The organism is Jatrophihabitans cynanchi (assembly GCF_027247405.1).
Taxonomy (GTDB): domain Bacteria; phylum Actinomycetota; class Actinomycetes; order Mycobacteriales; family Jatrophihabitantaceae; genus Jatrophihabitans_B; species Jatrophihabitans_B cynanchi.
In genome coordinates this window covers 1,582,264-1,608,187 of the sequence record NZ_CP097463.1, presented here as the reverse complement: position 1 = coordinate 1,608,187, position 25,924 = coordinate 1,582,264, and the positions used below count along the sequence as shown (strand labels likewise).

Annotated in this window: 20 protein-coding genes; 9 read left to right on the top strand and 11 right to left on the bottom strand. The window is 72.0% G+C overall.

The features are described 5' to 3' along the window. Position 1: 1 nt before the first annotated feature. The 7 genes from M6B22_RS07760 to M6B22_RS07730 all read right to left on the bottom strand — a co-directional run bounded on the left by M6B22_RS07760 (position 2) and on the right by M6B22_RS07730 (position 9,982). Positions 2-3,403 carry an error-prone DNA polymerase gene (locus M6B22_RS07760; protein WP_269445195.1) on the bottom strand — a complete coding sequence of 1,134 codons (3,402 nt, stop codon included), beginning with the start codon at positions 3,401-3,403 and terminating at the stop codon, positions 2-4. A 34-nt stretch (positions 3,404-3,437) separates the two neighbouring features. Beyond that, complete coding sequence (locus M6B22_RS07755; protein ID WP_269445194.1) at positions 3,438-4,517, bottom strand: class I SAM-dependent methyltransferase; 1,080 nt, start codon at positions 4,515-4,517, stop codon at positions 3,438-3,440. 126 nt (positions 4,518-4,643) lie between these two features. Next, positions 4,644-6,224 carry an HD domain-containing phosphohydrolase gene (locus M6B22_RS07750; protein WP_269445193.1) on the bottom strand — a complete coding sequence of 527 codons (1,581 nt, stop codon included), beginning with the start codon at positions 6,222-6,224 and terminating at the stop codon, positions 4,644-4,646. Positions 6,225-6,301: 77 nt separating this feature from the next. Continuing rightward, positions 6,302-6,778 (bottom strand): flavodoxin family protein, encoded by a 477-nt coding sequence (locus M6B22_RS07745; RefSeq protein ID WP_269445192.1) that lies wholly within the window; start codon positions 6,776-6,778, stop codon positions 6,302-6,304. A 126-nt stretch (positions 6,779-6,904) separates the two neighbouring features. After that, positions 6,905-7,717 carry a hypothetical protein gene (locus tag M6B22_RS07740; RefSeq protein WP_269445191.1) on the bottom strand — a complete coding sequence of 271 codons (813 nt, stop codon included), beginning with the start codon at positions 7,715-7,717 and terminating at the stop codon, positions 6,905-6,907. A gap of 32 nt (positions 7,718-7,749) precedes the next feature. Next, positions 7,750-9,321, bottom strand: a complete 1,572-nt coding sequence (locus tag M6B22_RS07735) for a DNA polymerase Y family protein (protein ID WP_407935595.1) — start codon at positions 9,319-9,321, stop codon at positions 7,750-7,752. A 4-nt stretch (positions 9,322-9,325) separates the two neighbouring features. Beyond that, positions 9,326-9,982, bottom strand: a complete 657-nt coding sequence (locus M6B22_RS07730) for a hypothetical protein (protein ID WP_269445189.1) — start codon at positions 9,980-9,982, stop codon at positions 9,326-9,328. 181 nt (positions 9,983-10,163) lie between these two features. Between M6B22_RS07730 and M6B22_RS07725 the strand changes: the two genes are divergently transcribed. Beyond that, complete coding sequence (locus M6B22_RS07725) at positions 10,164-10,643, top strand: hypothetical protein (RefSeq protein WP_269445188.1); 480 nt, start codon at positions 10,164-10,166, stop codon at positions 10,641-10,643. 7 nt (positions 10,644-10,650) lie between these two features. Here M6B22_RS07725 and M6B22_RS07720 read toward each other — a convergent pair whose 3' ends face one another. Continuing rightward, a complete protein-coding gene (locus tag M6B22_RS07720) occupies positions 10,651-11,145 on the bottom strand; it encodes a GtrA family protein (protein WP_269445187.1) in 495 nt (164 codons plus the stop codon). 91 nt (positions 11,146-11,236) lie between these two features. Here M6B22_RS07720 and M6B22_RS07715 point away from each other — a divergent pair, with 91 nt between their 5' ends. Genes M6B22_RS07715 through M6B22_RS07705 form a run of 3 tightly spaced genes read left to right on the top strand, consistent with a single transcriptional unit; the run spans position 11,237 to position 15,697 of the window. Then, on the top strand, positions 11,237-12,412 hold the full coding sequence (locus tag M6B22_RS07715; RefSeq protein ID WP_269445186.1) for a 5-(carboxyamino)imidazole ribonucleotide synthase: 1,176 nt from the start codon (positions 11,237-11,239) through the stop codon (positions 12,410-12,412). Beyond that, the gene (purE, locus tag M6B22_RS07710; RefSeq protein ID WP_269445185.1) at positions 12,409-12,921 is read left to right on the top strand and encodes a 5-(carboxyamino)imidazole ribonucleotide mutase; all 513 of its coding nucleotides are present in this window, start codon (positions 12,409-12,411) and stop codon (positions 12,919-12,921) included. Before M6B22_RS07715 ends, purE begins: the two co-directional genes overlap by 4 nt. A gap of 10 nt (positions 12,922-12,931) precedes the next feature. Beyond that, entirely contained in the window at positions 12,932-15,697 is a 2,766-nt protein-coding gene (locus M6B22_RS07705) for a CDP-glycerol glycerophosphotransferase family protein (RefSeq protein WP_269445184.1), read from the top strand. A gap of 6 nt (positions 15,698-15,703) precedes the next feature. Here the strand turns inward: M6B22_RS07705 and M6B22_RS07700 are convergent, their stop codons facing one another. Then, positions 15,704-16,747 (bottom strand): glycosyltransferase family 2 protein, encoded by a 1,044-nt coding sequence (locus tag M6B22_RS07700; protein ID WP_269445183.1) that lies wholly within the window; start codon positions 16,745-16,747, stop codon positions 15,704-15,706. A 108-nt stretch (positions 16,748-16,855) separates the two neighbouring features. Here M6B22_RS07700 and M6B22_RS07695 point away from each other — a divergent pair, with 108 nt between their 5' ends. Together M6B22_RS07695 and M6B22_RS07690 are read left to right on the top strand one after the other, a co-directional pair. Next, entirely contained in the window at positions 16,856-19,441 is a 2,586-nt protein-coding gene (locus tag M6B22_RS07695; RefSeq protein WP_269445182.1) for an alpha/beta fold hydrolase, read from the top strand. Further along, entirely contained in the window at positions 19,438-20,331 is an 894-nt protein-coding gene (locus M6B22_RS07690) for an ABC transporter permease (protein ID WP_269445181.1), read from the top strand. Before M6B22_RS07695 ends, M6B22_RS07690 begins: the two co-directional genes overlap by 4 nt. 236 nt (positions 20,332-20,567) lie before the next feature. On the opposite strand, the gene M6B22_RS07685 is transcribed toward M6B22_RS07690, so the two are convergent. Next, complete coding sequence (locus M6B22_RS07685; protein ID WP_269445180.1) at positions 20,568-21,104, bottom strand: CGNR zinc finger domain-containing protein; 537 nt, start codon at positions 21,102-21,104, stop codon at positions 20,568-20,570. 73 nt (positions 21,105-21,177) lie between these two features. On the opposite strand from M6B22_RS07685, the gene M6B22_RS07680 reads away from it, so the two are divergent. Beyond that, positions 21,178-22,155, top strand: a complete 978-nt coding sequence (locus M6B22_RS07680) for an EamA family transporter (RefSeq protein ID WP_269445179.1) — start codon at positions 21,178-21,180, stop codon at positions 22,153-22,155. Between the two features lie 9 nt (positions 22,156-22,164). Further along, positions 22,165-22,761, top strand: coding sequence for an acVLRF1 family peptidyl-tRNA hydrolase (locus M6B22_RS07675; protein ID WP_269445178.1), 597 nt, complete (start codon positions 22,165-22,167; stop codon positions 22,759-22,761). Between the two features lie 31 nt (positions 22,762-22,792). Here the strand turns inward: M6B22_RS07675 and M6B22_RS07670 are convergent, their stop codons facing one another. Then, the gene (locus M6B22_RS07670) at positions 22,793-24,049 is read right to left on the bottom strand and encodes a UDP-glucose dehydrogenase family protein (protein WP_407935662.1); all 1,257 of its coding nucleotides are present in this window, start codon (positions 24,047-24,049) and stop codon (positions 22,793-22,795) included. 202 nt (positions 24,050-24,251) lie between these two features. Here M6B22_RS07670 and pgi point away from each other — a divergent pair, with 202 nt between their 5' ends. Then, the gene (pgi, locus tag M6B22_RS07665) at positions 24,252-25,913 is read left to right on the top strand and encodes a glucose-6-phosphate isomerase (RefSeq protein ID WP_269445176.1); all 1,662 of its coding nucleotides are present in this window, start codon (positions 24,252-24,254) and stop codon (positions 25,911-25,913) included. The last annotated feature ends 11 nt before the right edge of the window (positions 25,914-25,924 follow it).

Below are 25,924 nucleotides of genomic sequence, written 5' to 3'. Positions count from 1 at the left end.
GTCAGCGGAAGTCGCGGCTGCGGGTGCGGATGCCCAGGTGCAGCTTGTCGATCCGCTCGGCCAAGACATTCGTGACGCCCTCGGTCTCCTCGACCATGCCGCGGATGAGCAGGCCGCCGGACTCGCGGGCCACCCGCCGGTGCCGCTGCCACACCACCTCGGGCACCACCACGTTCACCATCCCGGTCTCGTCCTCGATGTTGAGGAAGGTAACCCCGCGTGCGGTGGCCGGCCGCTGCCGGTGGGTGACCACGCCGCCGATCGTGACGCGGGTGCGGTCCGGGACCGCCTTCACGGCAGCGGCGGTGAGAATGCCCTGCCGTGCCAGGCGAGAACGGATCGCGGCGGTGGGGTAGACGTCGGTGGTGATGCCGGTCGCCCACATGTCCGCGATCAGCTGCTCCGGCCCGGTCATCTCCGGGATGCCGTCCGGCGCGGCCTCCACCAGCACCGTCACGTCCAGTTGACCGGGACGGGCGGTGGCCGCCGTACCGGCCGCCCACAGCGCCTCGCGGCGCGGTGGCCCAAAGCAGTCGAAGGCGCCCGCCGTCGCCAGCGCCTCGACCTGGTCGGCGGACAGCCCGACGCGGCGGGACAGGTCGGCCATCGAGGTGTACGGCGCGGCGGCGCGCTCGGCCACGATCCGGTCGGCCAGTTCGTCGCCGATCGACCGCACGCTCGACAGCCCGAGCCGGACGGCAGGTTGCGGCGGTGCCTGCCCGCACCCGCACGATTGCGCTGTGCGCTCGGGGGAATCCGGGCGCTCGGGTGATTCCAGTGCCGCTCCCGCCGCGGACAGCGCGAGCGAGGGCGGCAGCACCTCGACGCCGTGCCGCTTCGCGTCGTGCACCAGCGACTGCGGCGAGTAGAACCCCATCGGCTGCGCGTTCAGCAGCGCCGCGCAGAACGCGGCGGGGTAGTGCCGCTTGAGCCAGGACGAGGCGTAGACGAGCAGCGCGAAGGAGATCGAGTGCGACTCGGCGAAACCGAACGCGGCGAACGCCTGGATCTTCTCGTAGATCTGGTCGGCGACGGCACCGGTGATGCCGTTGGCCGCCATGCCGTCGTAGAGCCGGATCTTCAGCACGCCGATCTTGTCCCGCGAGCGCTTGGAACCCATCGCGCGGCGCAACTGGTCCGCCTCGGCCGGGGTGAAGTCGGCGACCGCGACCGCCAACTGCATCAGCTGCTCCTGGAACAGCGGGATGCCGAGCGTGCGCTTCAACGGTCCTTCCAGTCGCGGGTGCGGATAGGTGATCGGCTCCGTGCCCTGCCGGCGGCGGATGTAGGGGTGCACCGAGTCGCCCTGGATCGGGCCGGGACGGATGAGCGCGATCTCGATCGCCAGGTCGTAGAAGTTGCGTGGACGCAGCCGGGGCAGGGTGGACATCTGCGCGCGGGACTCCACCTGGAACACCCCGATCGAGTCGGCCGCGCAGAGCATGTCGTAGACGCACTCCTGCTCCTTGGGGATGCCGTCCAGGTCGTACTCGACGCCGTGGTGGTCGCGCACCAGGTCGAAGCAGTAGCGCAACGCCGAGAGCATCCCCAGGCCCAGCAGGTCGAACTTCACCAGCCCGATCTCGGCGCAGTCGTCCTTGTCCCACTGCAGCACGGTGCGGCCCTGCATCCGGCCCCACTCGACCGGGCACACCTCGATCACCGGCCGGTCGCACATGACCATCCCGCCGGAGTGGATCCCCAGGTGTCGCGGCGTGTTCTGCAGTTCAGCGGCCAGCGCGACCACCTGCGGCGGGACGCCCTCGGTGTCCGCCTCGGTCTCGCTGGTCCAGTAGTAGCCGCGCTCGATCTCCTTGCTCCACGCGTCCTGCTGTCCGGTGGAGTAGCCGAGCGCCTTGGCGATGTCGCGTACCGCGGACTTGGGCCGGTAGGTGATGACGTTGGCGACCTGCGCCGCGTGCTCGCGGCCGTGCTTGGCGTAGACGTACTGGATGACCTTCTCGCGGCGGCCCGACTCGATGTCGATGTCGATGTCCGGCGGTTCGCCGCGCTCGGGCGCCAGGAAGCGCTCGAACATCAGCTCGTAGTAGACGGCGTCGACGGCGGTGACGCCCAAGGCGTAGCAGACGGCCGAGTTGGCGGCAGATCCCCTGCCCTGACAGAGGATTCCCTGCTCGCGGCAGAACCGGACGAGGTCCCACACGACCAGGAAGTAGCCCGGGAAGTGCAGCTGCTCGATGATCTCCAGCTCGTGCTCGAGCATGTCGTGGGCGCGTCTCTCGTGCGGCTTGCCGGCGAACCGGGCGGCCGCGCCGGCGTAGGTGAGGCGGCGCAGGTACTGCATCTCGCTGAGCCCGTCCGGGCAGCTGAAGGGCGGCAGGTCCGGCGCGATCAGCTTGAGCGGAAAGGCGATCTCGGCCGCCAGCCGGGCCGCGTTCTCGACGGCAGACGGCCAGCGGGCGAACCGGGTGGCCATCTCCTCGCCCGAGCGCAGGTGCTGCCCGGACCAGGCCGGCAGCCAGCCGTCCAGTTCGTCCAGCGTGCTGCGGGCCCGGACCGCGGCCATCGCGGTGGCGAGCGGACGGCGCGGGGGAGCGTGGTAGTGCGCGGCGGTGGTGGCCACCAGTTGCAGGTGCTGCTCGGCGGCCAGCCCGGCCAGGGCCTCGTACCGCTCGTCGGCCAGCGGGTCGAGCTCATGGGTCAGCTCGACGGCCACGTTGTCGCGGCCGAAGCGGCCGACCAGGTCGGCCAGCGCGTGCCGGGCGGCCGCCGTGCCGCCGGCGTCCAGGGCCTGGCGCGCCGCCCCCTTGCGGCAACCGGTGAGCACCAGCCAGTTGCCCGCCGCGGCGTGCGCGAGCTCGTCGGCGTCGTACACGGGACGTCCCTTGGCGCCGCCGCGCAGTTGTGCCGCGCTGATCACCCGGCACAGGCTCGCGTATCCGGCAGGGTTGCGGGCGAGCGCGAGCAGGTGGCTGCCGGAGGGATCGGGCGTGCCGACCCGGGCCGCGACGGCCTTCTCCGTACGGGTGAGCGGTACCGGGACGTCCAGCGACAGCTCGGCACCGAACGCGGTGGCCAGCCCGTGTGCCTCGGCCGCCTCGGCGAAGCGCACCACCCCGTACACGCCGTCGTGGTCGGTGAGGGTGAGCCCCTGCAGGCCGAGCTGCACCGCCTCCTCGGCCAGCTCCTCCGGCGCGGACGCCCCGTCCAGGAAGCTGAACGAGGAGTGCGCGTGCAACTCCGCGTACGGCACGGTCGCGGTGGGGTGGACGAGCGGGGTGGGCGTGTATGCCGGGCGTTTGCGGGAAGCTGGGGGTTCCCCCGCCAATGAAGGGGTAGCCGGCGGGGGATGTTCGGGCGGCTCGTCGTGGACGCGGGCCGGCCGGCCGGACAGCTGCCGTTCCAGCTCGTGCCACGGGATCGCCGGGTTCTGCCAGCCCATCTGTCCAGTATATAGAACTTCCGTTCGATGCGGCTTACGGCCTGACCTCCAGGACCTGGTGGAACGGTGTCTCGGCCACCCTGGCGAAACGCGTGAAACCGGCCTCGGTGACCACCTGCCGGATCCGGGCCGGGCCAGCCTGGGTTCCGAGCGCCAGCCCGACCTCCTGCGAGAGCGAAGCGGGGGTGCACAGCAGGGTCGAGAACCCGTAGTAGGCACGCCCGACCGGGTTGAGGTTGTCCTGGACGTGGTCACCGGCCATCGGCTCGACGATCATCCACGTGCCGTCCTCGGCAAGGCTGCGGCGCACGTGCCGGGCCGCACCGACCGGGTCGCCCATGTCGTGCAGCGCGTCGAAGGTGGTGACCAGTTCGAAGCCGGTCCCGCCGAAGGAGTCGGCCGACGCTACGTCGAACCGGACCCGGTTGCTGACGCCCGCCACGAGGGCTCGGGAGCGAGCGGTGTCGATCGAGTCCTCGTGGTAGTCGTAGCCGACGAACGTCGAGTTCGGGAACGCCTGGGCCATGATGATGGTCGAGGCGCCGTAGCCGCAGCCGACGTCGGCCACCCGCGCGCCCGTCTCGAGTTTGGCGAGGACGCCGTCGAGCGCCGGCAGCCAATCGGCTACCAGATGTGCGTTGTAGCTGGGCCGGAAGAAGCGCTCGCAACCCTCGTGCACGTCATGGTTGTGCTCGTCCCAGCCGAGCCCGGAGCCGTCGCGGGCCAGTTCGATGATCTTCGAGGAGTCCTGGACCGTGCCCAGGGCGATCTGGAACAAGCCGGGCAGGAATGCCGGGTTGGATTCGTCGGTGAGGGCGACGACGTGCTCGGGCGGCAGCGTGTACTCCCCGGTGGCCGCGTCGTACTCGACGATCATGCCGGCGGCCTGGCCGTTGAGCCACTCGCGGACGTACGGCTCACTGGTGCCGGTGTCCGCAGCCAGCCGGCTGGGCGTCGTCGGGCCGGAGGCTGCCATGGCCCGGTAGAAGCCGAGCTTGTCTCCCATGACGACCAGGCCGGTGTTCAGGGTTGCCCCGACCTCGCCGACGGAACGGAAGACGAACGCCATCAGCTTGTCGAAGTCCACCTCGGTGTGCTGTTTCACCTCGGTCATCGCCGCTCACTCCTTCCATAGCGCGGATCCGGGTGTCGGATCACCCGCTCGACGCTAGGCAGGACGCGGCCGCGGGACATGGGGTAACGACCCCATCTTCGGGCCGGAGAACTCCGCGCCGGGGTTTCAGATCGGGTCAGCCGTCACGCCGCTCATCAAGCCATGCCTGGACGCGAACAGGCTCGCCAACGCCCGGTTGGAGACGCCGATCTTGGCGTAGATGTGCTCGATGTGGTTGCCCACGGTCTTGCGGGAGATCACCAGTTCGTCGGCGATCTGACTGTTCGAGAGCCCGCGCGCCAACAGCCGGAGCACTTGAACCTCGCGTGCCGTAAGTCCGGCCGGCCAGTCCGTCCGACTGCTGACCCGGTGTCCGGCGGCGCGCAGCACGGCATCCACGACGCCTCCGTCCAACCGCCCGGCGCGGGCCTCGGCCCGCAGCCGCGCCGCCACCTCGTCGACGGTTCCCGCGCTGCGGTGCGGTCGTGGTTCGAGCCAGGCGCGATAGGTGTCGGCGGCCGCCAGGATCCGGCCGGCCGGGCTCAGCGTGTCCCCGCCGAGCCCGCGCGGGTAGCCCGAGCCGTCCAGACGCTCGTGATGCTGGACCGCGATCGCTCCCAGCGGCGCGAGCGCGTCGGAGAAGGCCAGCATCCGTTCGGTCAGATAGGGGTGCATCCGGACCCGCTCGGCCTCCGCTTCGGTGAGCTCACCCGGCTTGTCCCAGATCGTGTTGGGGACGCCGAGCCGTCCGAGGTCGTGGACCAGGCCGGCCGTTCGGACGGTCTGGGCCGCTGCCTCCGAGAGCCCGTGATGGCGGGCCGCTGCCTGTGCCAGATCCGCGACCGCGCGCGAGTGGCCGATCGTGTACGGCGACTTGAGGTCGACGAAGTCCGCGATCGCCTCCAAGGCCACGACGAACTCCGCGTCGGAGAGCCACACACCCGAGGCGGGTTCGGCAGCGATGACTGCGTCCCAGGTGGTCGACGTCTCCAGGTCGGCGAACAGCTCCGCGGCCGTTCGGCAGAACAACTCCACCAGCTCCGGCGCGAACTGGGTACCGCTGCGCCGGCGGGCCACCTCGACCGCGGAAGCCACACCGCCGGCCCGGTGGAAGACCTCCACGACATCGGCCAGGTTCACCAGCTGCGAGGTCGTCAGGATGTCGCCGCCCTTGGCACCCTTGGGCACCCCTTGGCCGTCCCAGCGCTCGAAGGTCTGCTCGATGCTGTCGCGCACCGAGGCGCCGAGGCCCAACCGCTCGGCCAGATCGTCGGCGGCGCGCCAGTGGTTGCTGATCATGTCCGCAGCGGCGCGGGCTCCGCCGTCACGGGCGAAGCCGAGGCCCACCCCGGCGCGTCGCAACGCCGATTCCCCCGCACCGAGATGGCGCAGGACGAACAACTTCTGCGCCCTCGCACCAGCGAAGTCGACCCTTCGGAAATCGGCCTTCAGTGCCAGGTCGTCACCGAACCACTTGGCCTGCTCGTAGGCGTCGACGTGACAACCGACCCAGGCGAGCATCGAGGTGTAGTAGACAACCAGCTGCTGCGACTCGTCGAGCCCGGCACGCTCCGCCAGGCGCAGCGCGATCAGGCACTGCCGCAGCACATGTTCCATCGGCTGGCCCATCCCCAGGTCGACACCCAGGGACATGACGCCCAGCAACTCGGCCAGCCGGATACCGCCCGCTGCCGGTCCGCGAGTCATCTTGGCAGATTACGCGCGGGACGGGCCGCCGCACGCGAGTCCGCGAGTCGGCCGTGCAGCACCTCCGGCCGGTCGGTTCAGCCCGAGCCGGCGAGCCGTGCGGCCACCGTCGCAGCGAGTTCCCACACGGCCTCGGACGCCTGTTCGGTCGCACCGCCGATGACGGTGACCGGCTCGTGCACCCGCTCCCAACCCAGGCCCTTGGTGATCGACTCGACCGCGCGCACGGCGCCCGCGGTGTCGCTGTTGCCGTGCACGTACAGGCCGTACGGTGCGCCGGATTTCGCCGTGAGCGTGGGGTAGTACACCAGGTCGAAGAAGGCCTTGAGGGCCCCGCTCATGTAACCGATGTTGGCCGGCGTCCCGAGCACGAAACCGTCCGCCTCGAGCACGTCCACGACCGAGGTGCCGAGCGCCGGACGGACCCGTACCTCGACACCCTCGATGCCGTCGGCCCGTGCCCCGTCCAGTGCCGCTTCGAGCAGCTGCTGCAGCGCAGGCGAGGTCGTGTGGTGAACCACGAGCAGCACCTTGCTGGCCGGCTGCGAGGTCATGGCTGCACGGTAGCGGGTCGGCGCAACGCCGGCCGGACGCGCCGAACGCGTCGTTGTCGTCGTGCCACGACAATCGTCCGAACGACCGCCGCCGGAACGAGAACTAAGAACGTGTCGCAGCAGCGATCAGCCGACGCGGGCGGCGACGATCGTGGCGAGCTGCTGCCGCACCGATGCCGGGATCGGCGAGCCCACGTTGGTGAAGTCGACCTCTGCCTCGACGAGCGGGCCGACGATGAAGGCGGCCGCGGTGTAGACGGTCGTCTGCTTCCCGTCCTGGGACACCACGACGGTGGCATCGCCCCAGGCGATGACGTTGCTCGGGTCGCCGGCGGCCGGCTTGCTGATCTTCACCGTCAGGCGATCGACCTTCATGCCGGTGGGCAGGCTGGCCGGGATCTCGGTCTTCGCCAACTGCTCGTAGCAACTCGTCGCCTTCGGGCTCTGCATCGCCGCGGTGTCCTCGGCTATCGCATCCGCGGAGGAGTAACTGGTCGCCTGCGAGGAGAGCTGTGACGGGCCGGAGTTGTAGTCGTCCGAGTGCACCTCGCTCACCTTGTCCGACTCGGTGTTGCGGTGACTGGTGCACTGCGCGAACTGCGCCTTGTTCTTCGCATCCGTCGGGTCGGGCTGGTACGCCGTTGCGGTCCAGCCGCTGGGCAGGTCCGTCTGCTGCAACACCATCGCTCTGAGCGCCGCTTCGCTGGGCGGGGTGCTCGGTCCGCCGGTCGTCGGCGCGGCCGTGGTGATCGCGGTCGTGGGCGCTGCCGCGGTCGAGGTGAACGTCGGCTCCGGTGTCGAGCTCCCGGTCGTGGGCGCCGTCGATGTGCCACCGGCCGGCGAGCCGTCGGTGGTGCTGCTGCACGCGGCCAGGGCGCAGGCGGCGCCGGCCGCCAGGGCGAGTGCGGCAACGGTTCGTACGCGGTGGGTTCCGATCATGGTTCGACTCTACGGAACGGACGGCAGAACGCTCAGTCGTAGATCGCCTCCACCTGCCACGACCCGGCGGGCATCGTGCCGCTGACCAGGAAGGCACGGCCGCGGACGTCGACGATCTGGCAGCGCACCACGTGCCGAGCACCACCATCGCTCCACCAGCGCTCGTCCACCGGCCACGGCCCGGCCCATGAGGTGATCACGACCGGCCGCTCGTCGCCGACGGCGAACCGGGCCGGTGGCCGCGGGACCGCGCCGCGGTCGGTGACGACCACGGCCTGCCCGCTGTCGTCGAGCAGCTGCGCCGGACGTGGCGGGTCGAGCAGCACGGACGGCGCAGGCGCGGGCAACTGTCCCGGCCACGGCTGCTGCGGTGACCGCACCGGCGTCGGCTCGTCCCCCCACGGCACCAGCCGGCTGCGCTGCGCCGGCTCGCGTCCGCCGTCGAGCACCGGGGTGAGCACCGAACCGTGCCCGAGCAGCGTCTGCACCCGGGCCAGGGCGCGACGGGCGCGCTCGTCCTGCTCGCCGGCGCCGCCCCACAGCGACTGCTGGTGCGCCCCGGTCGGCACCACCTCGATCGGGACCAGCCGCAGCCGCACGACCCCTGCGGTGGGACGCCCGGGCCCGGACAGCCAGCCCTCGAGCTGCCAGCGCACCCGGTCCAGGACGTCACTGGTGCCCAGCACGCCCGCATGCCGCCAGCGCCGCACCGTCTCCTCGCCGTTGGCGCTGGCCGCCTGCAGTTCCAGGCAGGTGCAGGCCAGCCCGTGCGCGGCGAGGTCGGTGACGAACTGCTCGGCCACCCCGCGTGCGGAGAACGCGATCGAGTCGACGCGATCGAGTGCCGGTTCCAGTTCGAGCGTCACGGCGAACTCGACCGGCGGCCGGCGGCCGGCAACCGGACGGTCGTCGCGGCCGCCCGCCTGCCGGTGCGCCCACGCGCCGTCCGGGCCGAAGCGGGCCAGCACGTCGCGCGACGGCAGCGCGGCGAACGCGCCCAGGGTGAGCAGGCCGAGCCGGCGGAGCAGGTCGACCAGTGCCGGCGCCTCGAGCGTCTCGACCGGCAGGGTGGCCAGGAACGCGGACGATTCGCCGGGCTCGACGATCACCCCACGCCGGGCGGCCTGCTCGGCGGCGAACGCGCCGTCGGCCACGCCGATCAGCAGGTCCACGCCACCCTCGGCGCGGTGTCCGGCCCGGGTGACGACGGGCAGGTCACCGACCGCACGGGCCAGCGCGTGCAGCACCCCGGTCTCGCCGCCGAAGTAGCGGGTCGGGCCGCGCATGCCGATCGCGGCCAGGCCCGGCCGGGTGATCTCGACGCCGGGCGCGATCGACTCCAGCGCAGCGACCACCGGCTCGAACGCGCGCGCCTCGGCGGCCTCGTTGCGCGCCAGCACCAGCAGGTCGGGGCAGCGCGACTGGGCCTCGCGGCGGCGCTGCCCGCGGCGCACCCCGGACTCGCGCGCGGCGTGCGAGCAGGCCAGCACGTGGTTGCCGACCAGCACCGCGACCGGCGCCTCGGCCGGGGCGCCGGCGTCCACCCGCGCCGTGGTCACCGGCCAGTCCGGACACCACACCGCCGCCGTCCTCATGCGCGGCACCTCATCAGCCGGCCAGCTCGACGACCGGAGCCAGCGGCTCGTGCGGGCGGACGCCGCCGGCATCCGACGGCAGCCACAGCTCGGCACTGCGCGGGCGGGCGGCCTGCCCGCGGCCGGTGGCGGTGACGCTCACCCGCCGCGCGCGCAGCCGGCCGTGGCCGGCGCCGATCCCGCTCCACGGCCCCGCTTCGGCCGACAGCCGCATGTCGGCGGACGGCCAGTCGCCGAACGGGACGAGCACCGCGTCGCGCGCCCGCACCCGTGCGGCCAGCCGGCGCACGTCGCCGGGTGCCAGCCGGCGCGGCGGCCGGGCCGCCACCACGTCCACAGCATCGAGCAGTGCCCCGACCGCGGTCGTCCAGCTCTCGCCGGGAGCCGGCACGACCGCCAGCCGGGACAGCTCGACCCCGTACTCGCGCGCCGCCTCGGCGCTGATGTGCGGGAAGCCGACCAGGGCGCACCACGCGCCGCCGGCCGAGGCGGTGCCCAGCAGCGCCAGCAGCAGCGAGATCGACCCGCCCACCGCGACCGTGCTGCCGCGGCGCAGCCCGCCGGGCAGCAACGAGCCCAGCGCGGGATCGACCGGCAACGGGGGAGCAGCACGGCCGCCGAGGTCGATGGCCACCTCGCCATCGGCCTTGCGGATCGCCACCTCGAGCACGGCTTAACTATCGAACAACCGTTCGACGAAGTCAATCCGGCCGGCCTGGCAACTGACACGGTAGCGACCAGCACGCCCAGCGCCAACACGCCGTACACCGCGGAGTTCGGCAATCGCGGTGGACGTGCGGCGCGCGGTGAAGCAGCATGGACCAGGACCCGATCGGAAGGCAGGCCCCCCGATGGACCCCACCGCCGCATCATCAACCGCCAGGTCCCACATCGCCGAGCTCGCCGCCGTCCGGGAGCGCCGCGCCGAGTTGCGCGAATCGCTCAGCGCGCTGGAGCACGCGCTCGCCTCACCCGCCGTCGGCCGTCCGCTGATCTGGGGCGAGCGGGTGCGCAGCGTCCTGGTCGAACTGGCCGACGACTTCCGCGAGCACATCGAGGTGACCGAGGGGCCGGACGGGCTGCACCAGGCGATCCTGGCCGGCGACCTGCGGCTGACGAACGCCGTCGACGCGCTGACCGCCGAGCATCACCGGATCGCCGACGCGCTCGCCGAGCTGGTGAGCGCCACCGAGCCGCCGGTGACCATCGGTGACGTGGCCGGCGTGCGCGAACAGGCGACCGCCCTGCTCACCCAGCTGATCCGCCATCGCCAGCAGGGCGCCGACCTGATCTTCGAGGCGTACGACACCGACATCGGCGGCGGCGACTGACGCCGATCTACTCGGCGAGCTCGGCGTCCAGGTCGACGTCGCGCGCGTGCACGCGGTCCGGGTGCAAGAACACGAACCGCTTGTAGGACCAGAACCGGAACACCGTGCCCAGCCCGATGGTGACCAGGTTGACCGCGTTCATGACGACGTGGTCGTCGCGCTGCCCGAGCGGGTAGGCGAACAGCGCGAGCACCAGTTCGGAGACGAGTAGCACGATCAGGTTGATGCCGACGAAGAACGAGCTCTCCCGGCCGATGCTGGTGCGCGCCCGGTGCGAGAAGGACAGGTTCCGGTTGCCGAAGTAGGCGAAGGCGGTCGCGACGATCGTCGACACGAACTTGGCCTTGAGCCAGCCGTGCGGCGCGAGCAGGTTGTACAGCCCCAGGTCGATCACCAGCGAGACCAGGCCGACCGCCCCGAACGCGGCGATCTCCTTCAGCAGGATGCGCCACGACTTGCGCAGGTACGCGCTCAGGCCGGCGCGGCCGGAAGTGGTCGACATGATGAGGGCAGAGCCTACGCGGCAGGGACCGCGTGTTTTGCTGTGACTGCCGCCCGGCCGGCCCCGCAGCGGGACCGTTAGGCTGCATCGCGTGGACGCCCGCACCGGACTGCCCGTAGTCGGCATGGTCGGGGCCGGGCAGCTTTCCCGGATGACCCATCAGGCGGCGATCGCGCTGGGCCAGTCGCTGCGCGTGCTGGCCGACTCGGCGGACGACGGTGCGGCGCTCGTCGCCCACGACGTGGTCGTGGGCGATTACCACGAGCTGGCCGACCTGCAGGCGTTCGCCGTCGGCTGTGACGTGGTGACGTGGGATCACGAGCACGTCCCCAACGAGCACATCGTCGCGCTGGCCGCAGCCGGGGTCACCGTCCACCCCACGGCCGAGGCGTTGCACTTCGCGCAGGACAAGGCGGCGATGCGGCGCCGGCTGGGCGAGCTGGGAATCGCCTGTCCCAGCTGGGTCGATCTCGACGCGGCCGACGATCCCGCCACGGCGCTGGACGAGTTCGCCACCCGCGTCGGCTGGCCGATCGTGCTCAAGGCGACCCGGGGCGGCTACGACGGCAAGGGTGTCTGGGTGGTCGCGCACGCGCTTGCCGCGGCCGAGCTGCTCGCGTCCGGTACCCCGTTGCTGGCCGAGGAGTTGGTGCCGATCAGGCGCGAGCTCGCCGCCGACGTCGCGCGCTCGCCGTTCGGGCAGGGCGCGGTGTGGCCGGTGGTCGAGACCGTGCAGCGCGACGGGATCTGCGTCGAGGTGATCGCCCCCGCCCCGGACCTGTCCGACGAGCGTGCCGACGAGGCGCAGGGCATCGCGCTGCGGCTCGCGGCCGAACTCGGTGTCACCGGTGTGCTCGCCGTCGAGCTGTTCGAGACCACCGACGGGCGGTTGCTGGTGAACGAGCTGGCGATGCGCCCGCACAACTCGGCGCACTGGACGATCGAGGGCGCGCGCACCTCGCAGTTCGAGCAGCACCTGCGCGCCGTGCTCGACTACCCGCTGGGCATCACGACGCTCACCGCGCCGGTGGTGGTGATGGCGAACCTGCTCGCCGGACCGGACGACGTCGAGCCGAAGGGCATCGACGAGCGGGTGCACCACTTCATGGCGAACTGGCCGGACGTGAAGCTTCACCTGTACGGCAAGGGGTTTCGTCCCGGACGCAAGGTGGGCCACGTGACGGCACTCGGCACCGATCTCGCCGAGGTGCGTGCCCGCGCTACCGCTGCGGCGCACTACCTGATGAACGGAGAACCACAGCGATGAGCGATCCGTTAGCAGCAGTGATCATGGGCTCGGACTCGGACTGGTCGGTCATGGGCGCCGCGGCCGAGGCACTGGCCGAGTTCGACGTCGCGCACGAGGTCCGTGTCGTCTCCGCGCACCGCACCCCGCTCGGTATGGCGTCCTACGCGCAGGAGGCCGCCGGTCGCGGGCTGAAGGTGATCATCGCCGGCGCCGGCGGCGCCGCGCACCTGCCCGGCATGGTCGCCGCGCTCACCCCGCTGCCCGTCATCGGCGTGCCGGTGCCGCTGAAGTACCTGGACGGCCTGGACTCGCTGCTCTCGATCGTGCAGATGCCGGCCGGGGTGCCGGTGGCCACGGTGTCCGTCGGCGGCGCGCGCAACGCCGGCCTGCTCGCCGTCCGCATCCTCGCCGCGGCCGACCCGGCCCTGACGGACCGGATGCTCGCGTTCCAGCGGGCCCTCGCCGATTCGGCCCGGGCGAAGGACGTCGCGTTGCAGGAACGACTCGCCCCCGGCACGGCGGGCTGACCAGGACGCGATGGCGACGTTCACGTTCGGCACCGGCAACGCCCGCGCGCTGCGTCGGCTACCGGCCTACGCGCTCGGCGCGATCGCGACGTTCCTGGTGCCGCGCACCGACACGCTCTGGGTGTTCGGCTCGGGCATCGGCCCCGGCGAGGGCGCGCTGCCGCTGCTGCGCCTGGCCCGCGCCCGCCTCGACCCGCGCGTGCGACTGGTGTGGCTGGCCACCACGGCGCCCGAGCTGGACACCGCGCGTCGGCTCGGGCTGGACGCGGTCGCCAAGCTCAGCGCGCGTGGGTTCTGGTTGACGCTGCGCGCCCGGGTGCTGGTGGTGACGCACGGCCTGGGCGATGTGAACCGCTACGGCGTCCGCGGCGGCTTCGTCGTGCAGCTCTGGCACGGCGTCCCGCTCAAGAAGCTGCATCTCGACTCGCCGGCCGCGCTTCGCTCCGCGGTGCTCGGCAACAGCCGGGTGGTGCGCGCGCTGCTCGCCCGGGGCATCCGGGCGGCGGGCGGCCAGATCCAGCTGTTCACCGTGTCGTCCGAGCGCATCGTGAGCCGGATCAGCAGCGCGTTCGGCGTGCCGCGCGAGCGGATCGCGGTCACTGGCGATCCGCGCGACGACGTGCTGCTCGCAGGTGATCCCGCCGGCCGCCGCGCCGCCGCGCGCGACCTGCTCGAAGGCGCAGTCGGCGCCCTGCCGCCGGCCACCCGCGTCGTGATGTACGCGCCGACCTGGCGCGACGGCGAGCACGACCCGTCCGCACCGGACGCCGCGACCTGGCAGCAGATCACCGCGTGGCTGGAGCGCACGAACAGCGTGCTGATCGTGCGCGTGCACCCGCTCGGGCACGGTGATTACGCGGCCGGCCCGGCCCGTTCGGCGCGGGTGCTGCTGCTCACCGCGGCCGCGATCAACGACGTGAACCCGGTGCTGCCCGCCGTCGACGTGATCGTCACCGACTACTCCTCGATCGCGTTCGACTTCGCACTGCTGGACTCGCCGACCGTCTTCCTCGCGCCGGACCTGGAGACGTACACGCTCTCGCGTGGGCTCTACGAGCCGTACCGCATGTTCAGCGGGGGCCGGCACGTGGTGAGCTGGGAGCAGGTACTCGAACTGCTGGACGCGCTCGCCGATGCCGCCTCGCCCACCGCCGCGGCGATCGCCGCGCACACCCGGTGGCTGCGCGAGGAGCACTTCGACCACGTCGACGAGCACGCGACCGACCGGGTGCTCGCCGAGATCCTGCGCCGGCTCGGGACCGAACTGCCGGCGCCCGCGGCGGCACGGCACGAGCGGGCCCGGATCACCGCGCTGCGCTTCACACCCGGCGGTCTGCACCTGGAGCTGGACCGGCCGGTCGACGCGCTACGGCTGGACGGCCCACGCTCACGCATCGACGCCACGGTCGAGGTCAGCGCCGGGCGCACGGTGGCCGAGTTCTCGCTGCTCGTCAGCCGGTGGGGCGCGGACGGGCTGGCGCTGCCGTCCGGCGAGTACCGGCTGACGCTGCTCGCCGCCGAGTCCAGCAGCCCGACCACCACCCGCGCCACCACCCGCGTCGACCTCGCCGCCGATGCGGTCGCGACGCTGCAGCCGCTCTACCGCGCCCGCGCAGTCGCCGAGGACGGCGGCCTCGTGGTGCGGATCGGGCCGCCGTACGCCGAGGGCGAGGGCGGGCCCGCGCCGCGACGCCCCCCGTCACCGGCGTACGCCCGGGCCCGCCCGCGGCCGGAGAACGCCGTCTACTTCGAGAGCTTCTACGGGCGGGCGGCGTGCGACAACCCGCTGGGCATCGATCGGGTGCTCGCGCGCGAACATCCCGACGTGGTGCGCTACTGGAGCGTCGCCGATGGATCGGTGGCCGTGCCGCCCGGCGCGATCCGGCTGATCGAGGGCACCGCCGAGTGGTGGCGGGTCCGCGCGTCGGCTCGGGTGCTGGTCGTGAACGACTGGCTGCGCTGGTACTTCCACCGCCGGCCGCACCAGCACGTGCTGCAGACCTGGCACGGCACCATGCTCAAGAGGCTCGCCCGCGACCGTCCGGACATGAGCAGACGGCGCCGCTTCGCCATCTCGCGCCAGAGCAGGCGGTGGGACGCGCTGCTCGCGCAGAACGACTACAGCGCCGAGATCTTCCGGACCTCCTACGCGTTCGGTGGCCCGATCTGGACGACCGGGTACCCGCGCAACGACGTCTTCGCCGAACCGGCGCGCGCGGCCGGGGTGCGTGCGGTGATCGGCGTTCCGTCCGGTGCCCGCGCGGTGCTGTACGCGCCCACATGGCGCGACGACCGCGACGAGATGGTCGACTACCTCGACCTGGCGGCGTTCGCCTCCCGATTGCCGTCCGACCACGTGCTTCTCGTGCGCGGCCACTCGCGCACCCTCGCGTTCGGGCAGGACCTGCAGGCCGACCGGTTGATCGACGTCACCAGCTATCCGGACGTCGCCGACCTGATGCTGGCCGCCGACCTGCTCGTGACCGACTACTCGTCGGTGATGTTCGACTTCGCCGCCACCGGCAAGCCGATGGTCTTCTACACGCCGGACATCGCGCATTACGGCGACGTGCTGCGCGGCTTCTACTTCGACCTGCTGGCCGATGCGCCCGGTCCGGTCGTGACCACGGGTCCCGACCTGCGTGCCGCGGTCCTGGCAGGCGCGATCGACGCCGACCGGTACCTGGCGTGGCAGGCCAGGTTCACCCCTTTCGACGACGGCAAGGCGGGCGAGCGGGTCGTCCGGCGGCTGTTCGACGAGGGCTGGCTGGGCTGAGAGGCCTCAGACGCGGGACGTGTCGACCGCGTCGCGCGCGCCGTGGGCCGCGCCGCGCAGGAACCCGGCGCCCCAGGCGAAGTGCATCGTGGCCAGCACCGCGGCATAGCGCGCACCCCCGGCCAGCCCGCCGCCGCCGGCCAGCGCGATCGCCACGAGCAGCAGCAGGTACGCGACCGGGCCGAGGCCGACCAGCGCGAACAGCCCCCACCAGCCGGGCAGCACGCCCGCCGCCCAGAGCGGCACCAGCACCACGCTCAGCACAGTCGCGACCACGACGAGCGGCGGGGCGAAGAAGCGCACCGGGTTCGCGTGCCGCAGCCGCCGCACCAGCTCGCCGCGCCACACCCCGGTCGAGTAGAACTGGCGTGCCAGGGCCGGCAGGTCCCGCCGCGGCCAGTACGTCACCTTCAGCTGCGGGTCCAGCCACACCAGGTGGCCGGCGCTGCGCATGCGGTGGTTCAGCTCCCAGTCCTCACCGCGCCGCACGCTCTCGTCGTAGCCGCCGATCTCGGCGAGCACCTCGGCCCGCATCACGCCCAGGTAGGCCGATTCGGCAGGACCGGCCGGGACGTCGGCACTGTGGTACGCGCCACCGCCGAGGCCGAGCCGGCTGTTGTACGCGCGCGCGGCCGCGGCCTGCACGCCCGGCCGGCCGACGGCGGCCATGATGCCGCCGACGTTCGCCGCACCGGTGCGCAGCATCGTTCGGACGGCGCGCAGCGTGTAGTCGGCGGGTAGTTCGGTGTGCGCGTCGACGCGCACGATGACCGGGTAGCGGCTGTCGCGGATCGCCAGGTTCAGCCCGTGCGGGATGTGCCCGGCCGGGTTGTGGATGGCGCGGATCCGCGGGTCGCGCTGGTGCAGCCGCTCGACGATCGCGTCGGTGTCGTCGCTGGACGGCCCGAGCGAGAGCACGATCTCGGTCGGCGCCGGGTACCGCTGGGCCAGGATGCTGGTGACCGCGGACTCGATGTAGTGCGCCTCGTTGAGCACCGGCATCACGTACGAGACGCCGGGTAGCGGCTGCTCGTCGCTCGCTTCGGTCACCGCGTGAGATTACCCGGCTCGCCCGCGGGCACGGACTTCGCCGACCTCGGGGTCGGGCCAGGGTCGACCCTGAGGCGGCGATGCGCCGCGCGTCCGTACGCTGGCGAAATGACGCGACGCGGCTGGCGACCCCGACTGCGCTCGCGCCGATGGATCGCCGCCGTCGCCGTCGTCGTCCTCGCCCTGATCGCCGTGTTCGTCGCCGTCGGCAGCGGCTCGCCGAAGGTCACCACTCGCTACCAGTTCCTCGCCGGCACGCCCGAAGCGGGCACCCCGGTCCGGCTGGACACCACGCTGTACCTGCCCGAACACACCCCGGCGCCCGCCGTGCTGCTCGCGCACGGCTTCGGCGGCAGCAAGGCCGACCTGGCCGGCGAGGCGCGCACGCTGGCCAAGGACGGCTATGTGGTGCTCGCGTACACCGCCCGTGGCTTCGGGCTGTCCGGCGGGCTGATCCACCTCGACTCGCCCGACTACGAGGTCAAGGACGCGAGCCTGCTGGTCAGCTACCTCGCCGGGCTGCCGCAGGTCGAGCACCGCGATGGCAAGCCGCGCGTCGCCGTCGCCGGCGCGTCGTACGGCGGCGCGCTCGCCCTGCTGCTCGCCGGCACCGATCCGCGCATCTCGGCCGTGGGTGCGGACATCACCTGGAACGACCTCGGCCACGCGCTGTTCCCCAACGGGGCGGGCACCGGGCCCGGCGTGTTCAAGAAGCTGTGGGCCGGCTACCTGTTCGAGACGGCGCTCGGTTTCGGTGGCACCCCCGGGTGCGGCCGGTTCGCGCCCGACGTCTGCGCGGCCTACCAGCGGGCGGCACGCACCGGGCGGCCGGACGATGCCCTGCTGCGGCTGCTCGAGGCCTCCAGCCCGGCGCACGTGCTGGACAGGATCACCGCGCCGACGCTGCTGACCCAGGGCGAGCAGGACTCGTTGTTCGGGCTGTCCGAGGCTGACGCGAACGCGCGCGGCATCGCGGCGCACGGCACTGCCGTGCGGGTGCAGTGGCGCCTCGGCGGGCACGACTCCGGCGGTGGCACCGCCGGTGCCACTGCCGCGCTGGTGTCCTGGCTCGGTGACGTCTTCGCCGGCCGGGTGGGCGCGAAGCAGACCTTCCGCATCGACGAGGCCGGCGCCTCGCTCTCGTCCGATCAGGGTGGCGCGGTGGCGCAGACCCTCGACGTCGCCGGATACCCCGGCATCGGCGCGACGCCGCGCCGGGCGAGATCGCTCACGCTCGCGGGCGCGGCTCAGCAGGTGACCGCGCCCGCAGGCGGCAACCCGGCGGCGATCAGCGCGGTGCCGCTGCTGGGCAACCTGCTCGGCCAGGCGGGACGCTTCGGCGTAGCCGGCCAGCTGACGCAGATCCCCGGCCAGGTCGCCACGTTCCGCACCGATCCACTTCGGCAGCGTGCCTTCGTCGCCGGCGGCGGCACGGTACGGCTGACGATCACGTCGAGCACCGGCGGCGACGCCACGCTGTTCGCCGCGCTGCGGGACGTCGCTCGTGACGGCACGTCCGTGCTGCCCAGCAACCTGGTGCAGCCGCTGTACGTCACCGGACTGCAGCCGGGCGTGCCGAAGACGGTCACCGTCACGCTGCCCTCGATCGTGCAGGACGTCGCCGGCGGACACCGGCTGGCGCTGACGGTCGCGACGACCGACCTCGCGTACCAGCTGCCGGTGGACCCGCGCATCTACACGATCGCGCTCGCCGGCTCGGGCGCGCTGAGCGTGCCCGTCGTCGCCGGCACGGTGCGCAAGGCGGGCACTCCGCAGGCCTGGCTGATAGCCGGCGGCGCGGTCGTGCTCGCTATCGCCGCCGGCGTCTGGCTGGTGCTGGTGCGCCGGCGGCGCTCGCTCAGCCATGCCGGCGATCTGTCGGCGGTGCCGATCGTGATCACCGACCTGGTCAAGGAGTACGGCGACGGGTACCGCGCGGTGGGCGGGGTGAGCTTCCGCGTCGAGCCCGGGCAGGTGGTCGGGCTGCTCGGCCCGAACGGCGCCGGCAAGACCACCACGTTGCGCGTGCTCGTCGGTCTGATCACGCCGACGTCCGGCTCGATCCACGTCTTCGGCGATCCCGTGGTGCCCGGCGCGCCGGTGCTCGCGCGTATCGGCGCGTTCATCGAGGGTCCCGGCTTCCTGCCCCACCTGTCCGGGCTGCAGAACCTGCAGCTGTACTGGGCCGCCACCGGACGTCCCGACGCCGAGGCCGACTTCGACACCGCGCTGCAGATCGCCGGGCTCGGTGCGTCCGTGCAGCGCAAGGTGAAGACCTACAGCCACGGCATGAAGCAGCGGCTCGGCATCGCGCAGGCGATGCTCGGTCTGCCCGAGGTGCTCGTGCTGGACGAGCCGACGAACGGCCTGGACCCGCCGCAGATCGCCGAGATGCGCGAGGTGTTGCAGAGCTATGCGGCGACCGGGCGGACGGTGGTGGTGTCCAGCCACCTGCTCGCCGAGGTGGAGCAGACCTGTACGCACGTGGTCGTGATGCACAAGGGCAAGCTGGTCGCGGCCGGGTCGGTAGCCGAGGTGGCCGGCGCGGGTGGCGTGCAGTTGGCCGTCGACGATCCGGTACGCGCGGCCGAACTGCTGGTGGCCGCGGGGGTCGCCGTGCGCACCGTTCCCGCCCGGCGCGCGCTCGAGGACGTCTTCCTCGACCTCATCGGAGAGGAGACCTCGACGCAATGAGCGCACCGACCTTCCGAGGCGTCCATCAGCGGCTGGCGCAGAAGCCACCGGGGACCCCGCCGGATTTCCGTCCCGGGCGCACGCTGCGGCTGCGGGTGGAGTTCGTCCGGCAGTTGCGGCGGCGGCGCACCCAGATCGCGGTGCTGGTGGTGCTCGCGCTGCCGATCATCGTCGCCTTGGCGTTCAAGCTGGGCGGGACGCCGGACCAGGGCCGTGACGGCCCGACGCTCGTGGACCTGGCGACGACAGGCGGCTCGAACTTCGCGCTGTTCGTCGAGTTCGCGGCGACCGGCTTCCTGCTCGTCGTGCTCGTGGCGCTGTTCTGCGGCGACACGGTGGCCAGCGAGGCCAGCTGGGCCTCGCTGCGCTACCTGCTGGCGATCCCGGTGCCACGCGCGCGGCTGCTGCGGCAGAAGCTCACGGTGGCGCTGGCGCTCAGCTTCGGCGTCCAACTGTTGCTGCCCGTGTGGGCGCTCGCGGTGGGCACCGTGTTCTTCGGCGGCGCACCGGCGAAGTCACCCGTGAGCGGTTCGTTCACCGGCTCGGAATCGCTGTGGCGGCTGGGGATCGTGGTCGTCTACGTGTGCGGCCAGTCGCTCGTGGTCGCGGCGCTCGCGTTCTTGCTGAGCGTGTCGGTCGACAACCCGCTCGGTGCGGTCGGCGGCGCCACGCTGCTGGTGGTGGTCTCGAACATCCTGGACCAGATCACCGCGCTGGACCCGTACCGCCGCTACCTGCCCACCCACTTCAACTACTCGTGGCTCGACGCGCTGAACCAGAAGGTGGTGTGGGACGACATGATGCGGGGCACCGGCCTGGCGCTGATCTACGCTGCGGTCTTCCTGGCCATCGCCTGGCTGCGCTTCGAGCGCAAGGACATCACCAGCTGAGCCGATGCTGGATGACGGCTCACAAGCGGCTGACAGCGCGGTGCTTTCAGGGCTTCCGGTAGGCAACACCGGATCCGTGCCGTCGGGAGGAATCGAACCTCCCGCATCGCCCATGCATCGACTGCCGCACCTCGCGGTGCCGTCTGCTGGCTCGCACCGTCGCATCCAGGGCCGGCGCCTGTAACAACGGCAGCCGGGGCCGCGAGCTTCCGTACCGCGGCACAGATCACAGTGGCTCAGCCGCGCTGCCTGGCCCGGTACGCGGCGACGTTGGCCCGGTTGCCGCAACCCTTGTCGCAGAATCGCCGGGACCGGTTCTTGGACAGGTCGACCAGAACGTCGTCGCAGTCGTCGGCAGCGCAGGTGCGCAGCCGGGCCAGTTCGCCCGAGCGAATCACGTCGACGATTGCCATCGCCGCCTCGACCGCCATCCGGTCGGCCAGCGGCGCGTCCGGCGAGGTCGCGTGCAGGTGGTAGTCCCACTGGTCGTGCTTGACCAGTTGCGGCAGGGCGCGCGCGTCGCGCAGCAGCGCGTTCACGATCGCGACCGCGCCGTCGTCGTCTTCCTTCCACAGCTGCAGGAGCCGGGGCCGCAGCCTGCGCACCTCCTCGAGCTCGGCCCGGTCGTGCCGGCGGCTGCCCGTCCAACCCCATGCGGCGACGAAGGCGTCCAGGGCGGCGACGTCCGCCAACTCGTCCGGATCGGTGTTGGCGGTGTTCACCAGGGCGGCGGCAGCGGCCAGCGCCACCTCGGTGTCATGAGCAAAAAGCACCTTGACTCCTTTCATCGCGGGCCCTAACGTGTCACGAGCATAGTTACATTCACTCATTACGGGGTGCTCACTCATGACGACACGTGCGGCGGCTCTGGGGCTGGGGCTCGCCGTCGTGTCCGCGGCCACCTTCGGCACGTCCGGCTCGTTCGCGTCCTCACTGATGTCCTCCGGCTGGTCGCCCGGCGCGGCCGTGACGGTGCGGATCGGCCTGGCCGCGCTGATCCTGACCGTGCCCGCCGTGCTGAGCATGCGCGGCCGCTGGGGGCTGTTGCGCCCGAGCCTGCCCGCGATCGCCGCCTACGGGCTGGTCGCGGTGGCCGGTTGCCAGCTGTTCTACTTCAACGCCGTCGAACACCTGTCGGTGAGCGTCGCACTGCTGCTCGAGTACAGCGGGACGGTCCTGGTGGTGCTGTGGACGTGGCTGGTGCAAGGCCACACGCCACGGCGCCGCACCGTGCTCGGTGGTGCGCTCGCGATCGCGGGGCTCGTGCTCGTGCTCGACCTGACCGGTACGCAGCGGGTCGACCTGGTCGGCGTGCTGTGGGGCCTTGGCGCGGCCACCGGGCTGGCCGTGTTCTTCGTGGTCTCCGCCCGCACGGACGAGGCGCTGCCGCCCGTCGCCATGGCGTGGGCCGGGATGGCCGTCGGCGCGGTCACCCTCGGCGTGTCCGGGGCGGTGCGACTGATCGACTTCCAGGCCGGGACGGCGGACGTCACGTTCGCAGGCCACCGCACCAGCTGGCTGGTGCCGGTGCTCGGGCTCTCGCTCGTGGCCGCCGCGTTCGCCTACATCGCCGGCATCGAGGCGGCTCGCCGGCTGGGGGCGCGGCTGGCCTCGTTCGTCGGGCTGACCGAGGTGTTGTTCGCGACCCTGTTCGCCTGGGTGCTGCTCGGGCAGCGGCCCAGCCTGCTACAGGCCGCGGGCGGGCTGATCGTGCTCGCCGGTATCGCCCTCGTCCGCGCCGACGACGAGCCGCCGCTTCCCCCACCGGCCGGCGAAAATCTGGGCCCGGATCTGGTCACAGCGGGGGGGAAGCGGCGCGCATAGGGTGCACGCATGCGCACCGTGACCGTGCCCGCGGCCCGGCTGCGGCGCTGGCTGGCCGGCTTCGCCGAGCGGCACGGGCCGACGCAGACCGAATCGGGCGCCGAACTGGTCACGCTCACCGGCAGCGACGGCGCGCAGGCGTGGATCGAGGTCCCGTTCCCGCCGCTGGCCGGCGAGCTGGCCGAGCACGCCGAGCGATCGCGTCGGGTCGGCGTGCTGCTGGTGCGCCGCGGTGGGCATGCGGCCGGCATCTTCGACGGCACCGAGCTGATCACGTCCAAGGTCGATTCGTCCTACGTGCAGGGCACCACCAAGGCCGGCGGCTGGTCGCAGCAACGCTATGCGCGGCGGCGTGCCAACCAGTCGAAGGCGGCCTTCGCCGACGCCGCGGACATCGCCGCCCGGATCCTGTTACCCGGCCCGCTCGACGCGCTGGTGTGCGGCGGCGACCGCCGGGCCGTGGACGAGGTGCTCGCCGACACCCGGCTCGCCCCGCTGCGGCCACTGGTCACCGGGCGCCTGCTGGCCGTGCCCGACCCGCGGCTGAAGGTGCTGCAGGCGACGCCCGAACAGTTCCTGGCCGTGCGGATCACCCTCGACCCGTGAGAGCGTCCGGCGAAGCGGGGCTCGAGCTGAGCTACTGCCTACCCAGGGCCCGGTACACCCAGCCGGCCGCGCGCCACTGCGCCGGATCGAGCACGTTGCGCCCGTCGACGATGTTGCGCCGGCGCACCAGCGTCCCGATCCGCTCCGGCGACATGTCGCGGAACTCGCGCCACTCGGTCAGCAGCATCACCAGGTCGGCATCGCGCACCGCGTCCTCGGCGGACGCTGCGTACTGCAGGTCGGGGTACAGCTGCCGAGCGTTGTCGAGCGCCTGCGGGTCGTAGACGAGCACGTTCGCGCCACGCCGACCGATCGCGGCAGCCACGTCCAGCGCGGGGGAGTCACGGATGTCGTCCGAATCCGGCTTGAACGCCGCGCCCAGCACCGCGACCCGGCGATCGGTCCAGGACCCGTCGAGCAGCTCCTGCCCGAGGTCGACGACGCGGGCGCGGCGGCGCAGGTTGATCGCGTCGACCTGGTGCAGGAACGACACGGCCTGATCGACCCCGAGCTCCTGCGCGCGGGCGATGAACGCGCGGATGTCCTTGGGCAGGCAGCCGCCACCGAAGCCGAGTCCGGCGTTGAGGAAGCGCCGGCCGATCCGCGCGTCGTGCCCGATCGCCTCGGCCAGCTTGGTGACGTCGGCGCCGGTCGCCTCGCACACCTCGGCCATCGCGTTGATGAACGAGATCTTGGTCGCCAGGAACGAGTTCGCGGCCACCTTCACCAGCTCGGCCGTGGCGAAGTCGGTCAGCACCACCGGAGTGCCCGACTCGATCATCGGCGCGAAGACCGCGCGCAGCTGCTGCTCGGCCCACTCCGTGCGCACGCCCAGGACCAGCCGGTCCGGATGCAGCGTGTCCTGCACCGCGAACCCCTCGCGCAGGAACTCCGGGTTCCAGGCCAGCTCGACGTCCTTGCACGGCGCCTGCGAGGCCAGTAGCTGCTCCATGCGCACCGCGGTGCCGGCCGGCACCGTCGACTTGCCCACGACCAGCACCTTGCGGTCCAGATGGGGTGCGAGCGAGCTGAACGCCGCCTCCACGTACTGCAGGTCCGCCGCCAGCTCGCCCTTGCGCTGCGGGGTGCCGACGCAGACGAAGTGGACGTCGGCGAACTGCGCGATCTCGGCGTACGAATCGGTGAAGCGCAGCCGGCCGCCGCCCTGGACCTTGGTCAGCAGCTCGGGCAGGCCGGGTTCGAAGAACGGCACCGTCCCCGCTCGCAGCAGGTCCAGCTTCGCCGCGTCGACGTCCAGGCCGATCACGTCGTAGCCGAGCTCGGCCATGCACACGGCGTGTGTGGTGCCCAGGTAGCCGGTCCCGATGACGGAGATCCGGGGCTTCGCGGGCGCCGCTGGTGAGTTCACATCCACCCGCGCAGCCTATTGGCCGCCCGACGCGCCGCTGCACGCTGTGCGCGCCGTGCGGTCGGGCGCGAGTGTCTGGTAGGGATGCAGGTATGGGCAACCGCGGACGCAGGCACAGCCGATGACCCACCCGACGATGCCGACCCTTCCCGAGCGCCCCGCCTGGACGGCGTTGCGGGCGCACTTCGCCGAGCTGGAGCGCACCCACCTGCGCGACCTGTTCGCGCGTGAGCCCGATCGGGGCGAGCGGCTCACCGCGGAGGCCGTCGGCATCTACCTGGACTACTCGAAGAACCGGATCACCGACGAGACGTTGCGCCTGCTGGTGCAGCTGGCCGAGCAGAGCGGGCTGCGGCAGCACATCGAGGCGATGTTCACCGGCGAGAAGATCAACGTCACCGAGGACCGCGCCGTGCTGCACGTGGCACTGCGGGCACCCAAGGGCGATCGCATCAAGGTCGACGGGGTGAACGTCGTGCCGGCCGTGCACGAGGTGCTCGGCCGGATGGGCGAGTTCGCCGACCGGGTGCGTGCCGGGCGATGGCTCGGGCACACCGGCAAGGCGATCCGCAACGTCGTGAACATCGGGATCGGCGGCTCGGATCTCGGCCCGGTGATGGCGTACGAGGCGCTGCGGCACTACAGCGCGCGCGAGCTGACGTTCCGCTTCGTGTCCAACGTCGACGGCACCGACTTCGCCGAGGCCACGCGTGACCTCGATCCGGCCGAGACGCTGTTCATCGTGTCGTCCAAGACGTTCACGACGCTCGAGACGATGACCAACGCGAGCACGGCCCGCGACTGGGTGCTCGCCGCCCTGAAGGACAAGTCGGCGATCGCTCGGCACTTCGTGGCGGTGTCGACCAACGCCGAGGCCGTCGAATCGTTCGGCATCGACGTCATGAACATGTTCGGGTTCTGGGACTGGGTCGGCGGCCGTTACTCGATGGACTCGGCGATCGGGCTGTCGACGATGATCGCGATCGGCCCGGACGCGTTCGGCGAGCTGCTCGCGGGTTTCCGGGCGATGGACGAGCACTTCCGCACCGCGCCGTTCGAGGCGAACCTGCCGGTGCTGCTCGGGCTGCTCACCGTCTGGTACACCGACTTCTTCGGCGCGCAGACGCAGGCGGTGCTGCCGTACGACCAGTACCTCAAACGCTTCCCGGCCTACCTGCAGCAGCTGACGATGGAGTCCAACGGCAAGCACGTCACGCTCTCCGGCACGAGCGTCGACTACGCGACCGGGCCGGTGTACTGGGGCGAGCCGGGCACCAACGGGCAGCACAGCTTCTACCAGCTGATCCACCAGGGCACCGAGCTGATCCCGTGTGACTTCATCGGCTTCACGCACTCGCTCAACCCGCTGAGCGCCTCTTCGGGGGCGAACCACCACGACCTGCTCACGGCCAACGTGTTCGCGCAGACCGAGGCGCTCGCGTTCGGCAAGAGCGCCGAGCAGGTGGCCGCCGAGGGAACGCCGGACTGGTTGGTGCCGCATCGCGTGTTCGAGGGCAACCGCCCGTCCAACACGCTGCTGCTGGAGCGGCTCACGCCGCACGCGCTCGGCACCCTGGTCGCGCTGTACGAGCACAGCGTGTTCACCCAGGGCACGATCTGGTCGGTGAACTCCTTCGACCAGTGGGGCGTCGAGCTGGGCAAGGTCCTCGCCAAGAAGGTGGCCGGCGAGCTGTCGGCCGAGCAGGATCCGGAGCTGGAACACGACAGCTCAACGAACGCACTCATCCGCCGGTATCGTGCGGCAGCACGAGCTCAGAAGTAGCCGCGCGGCCC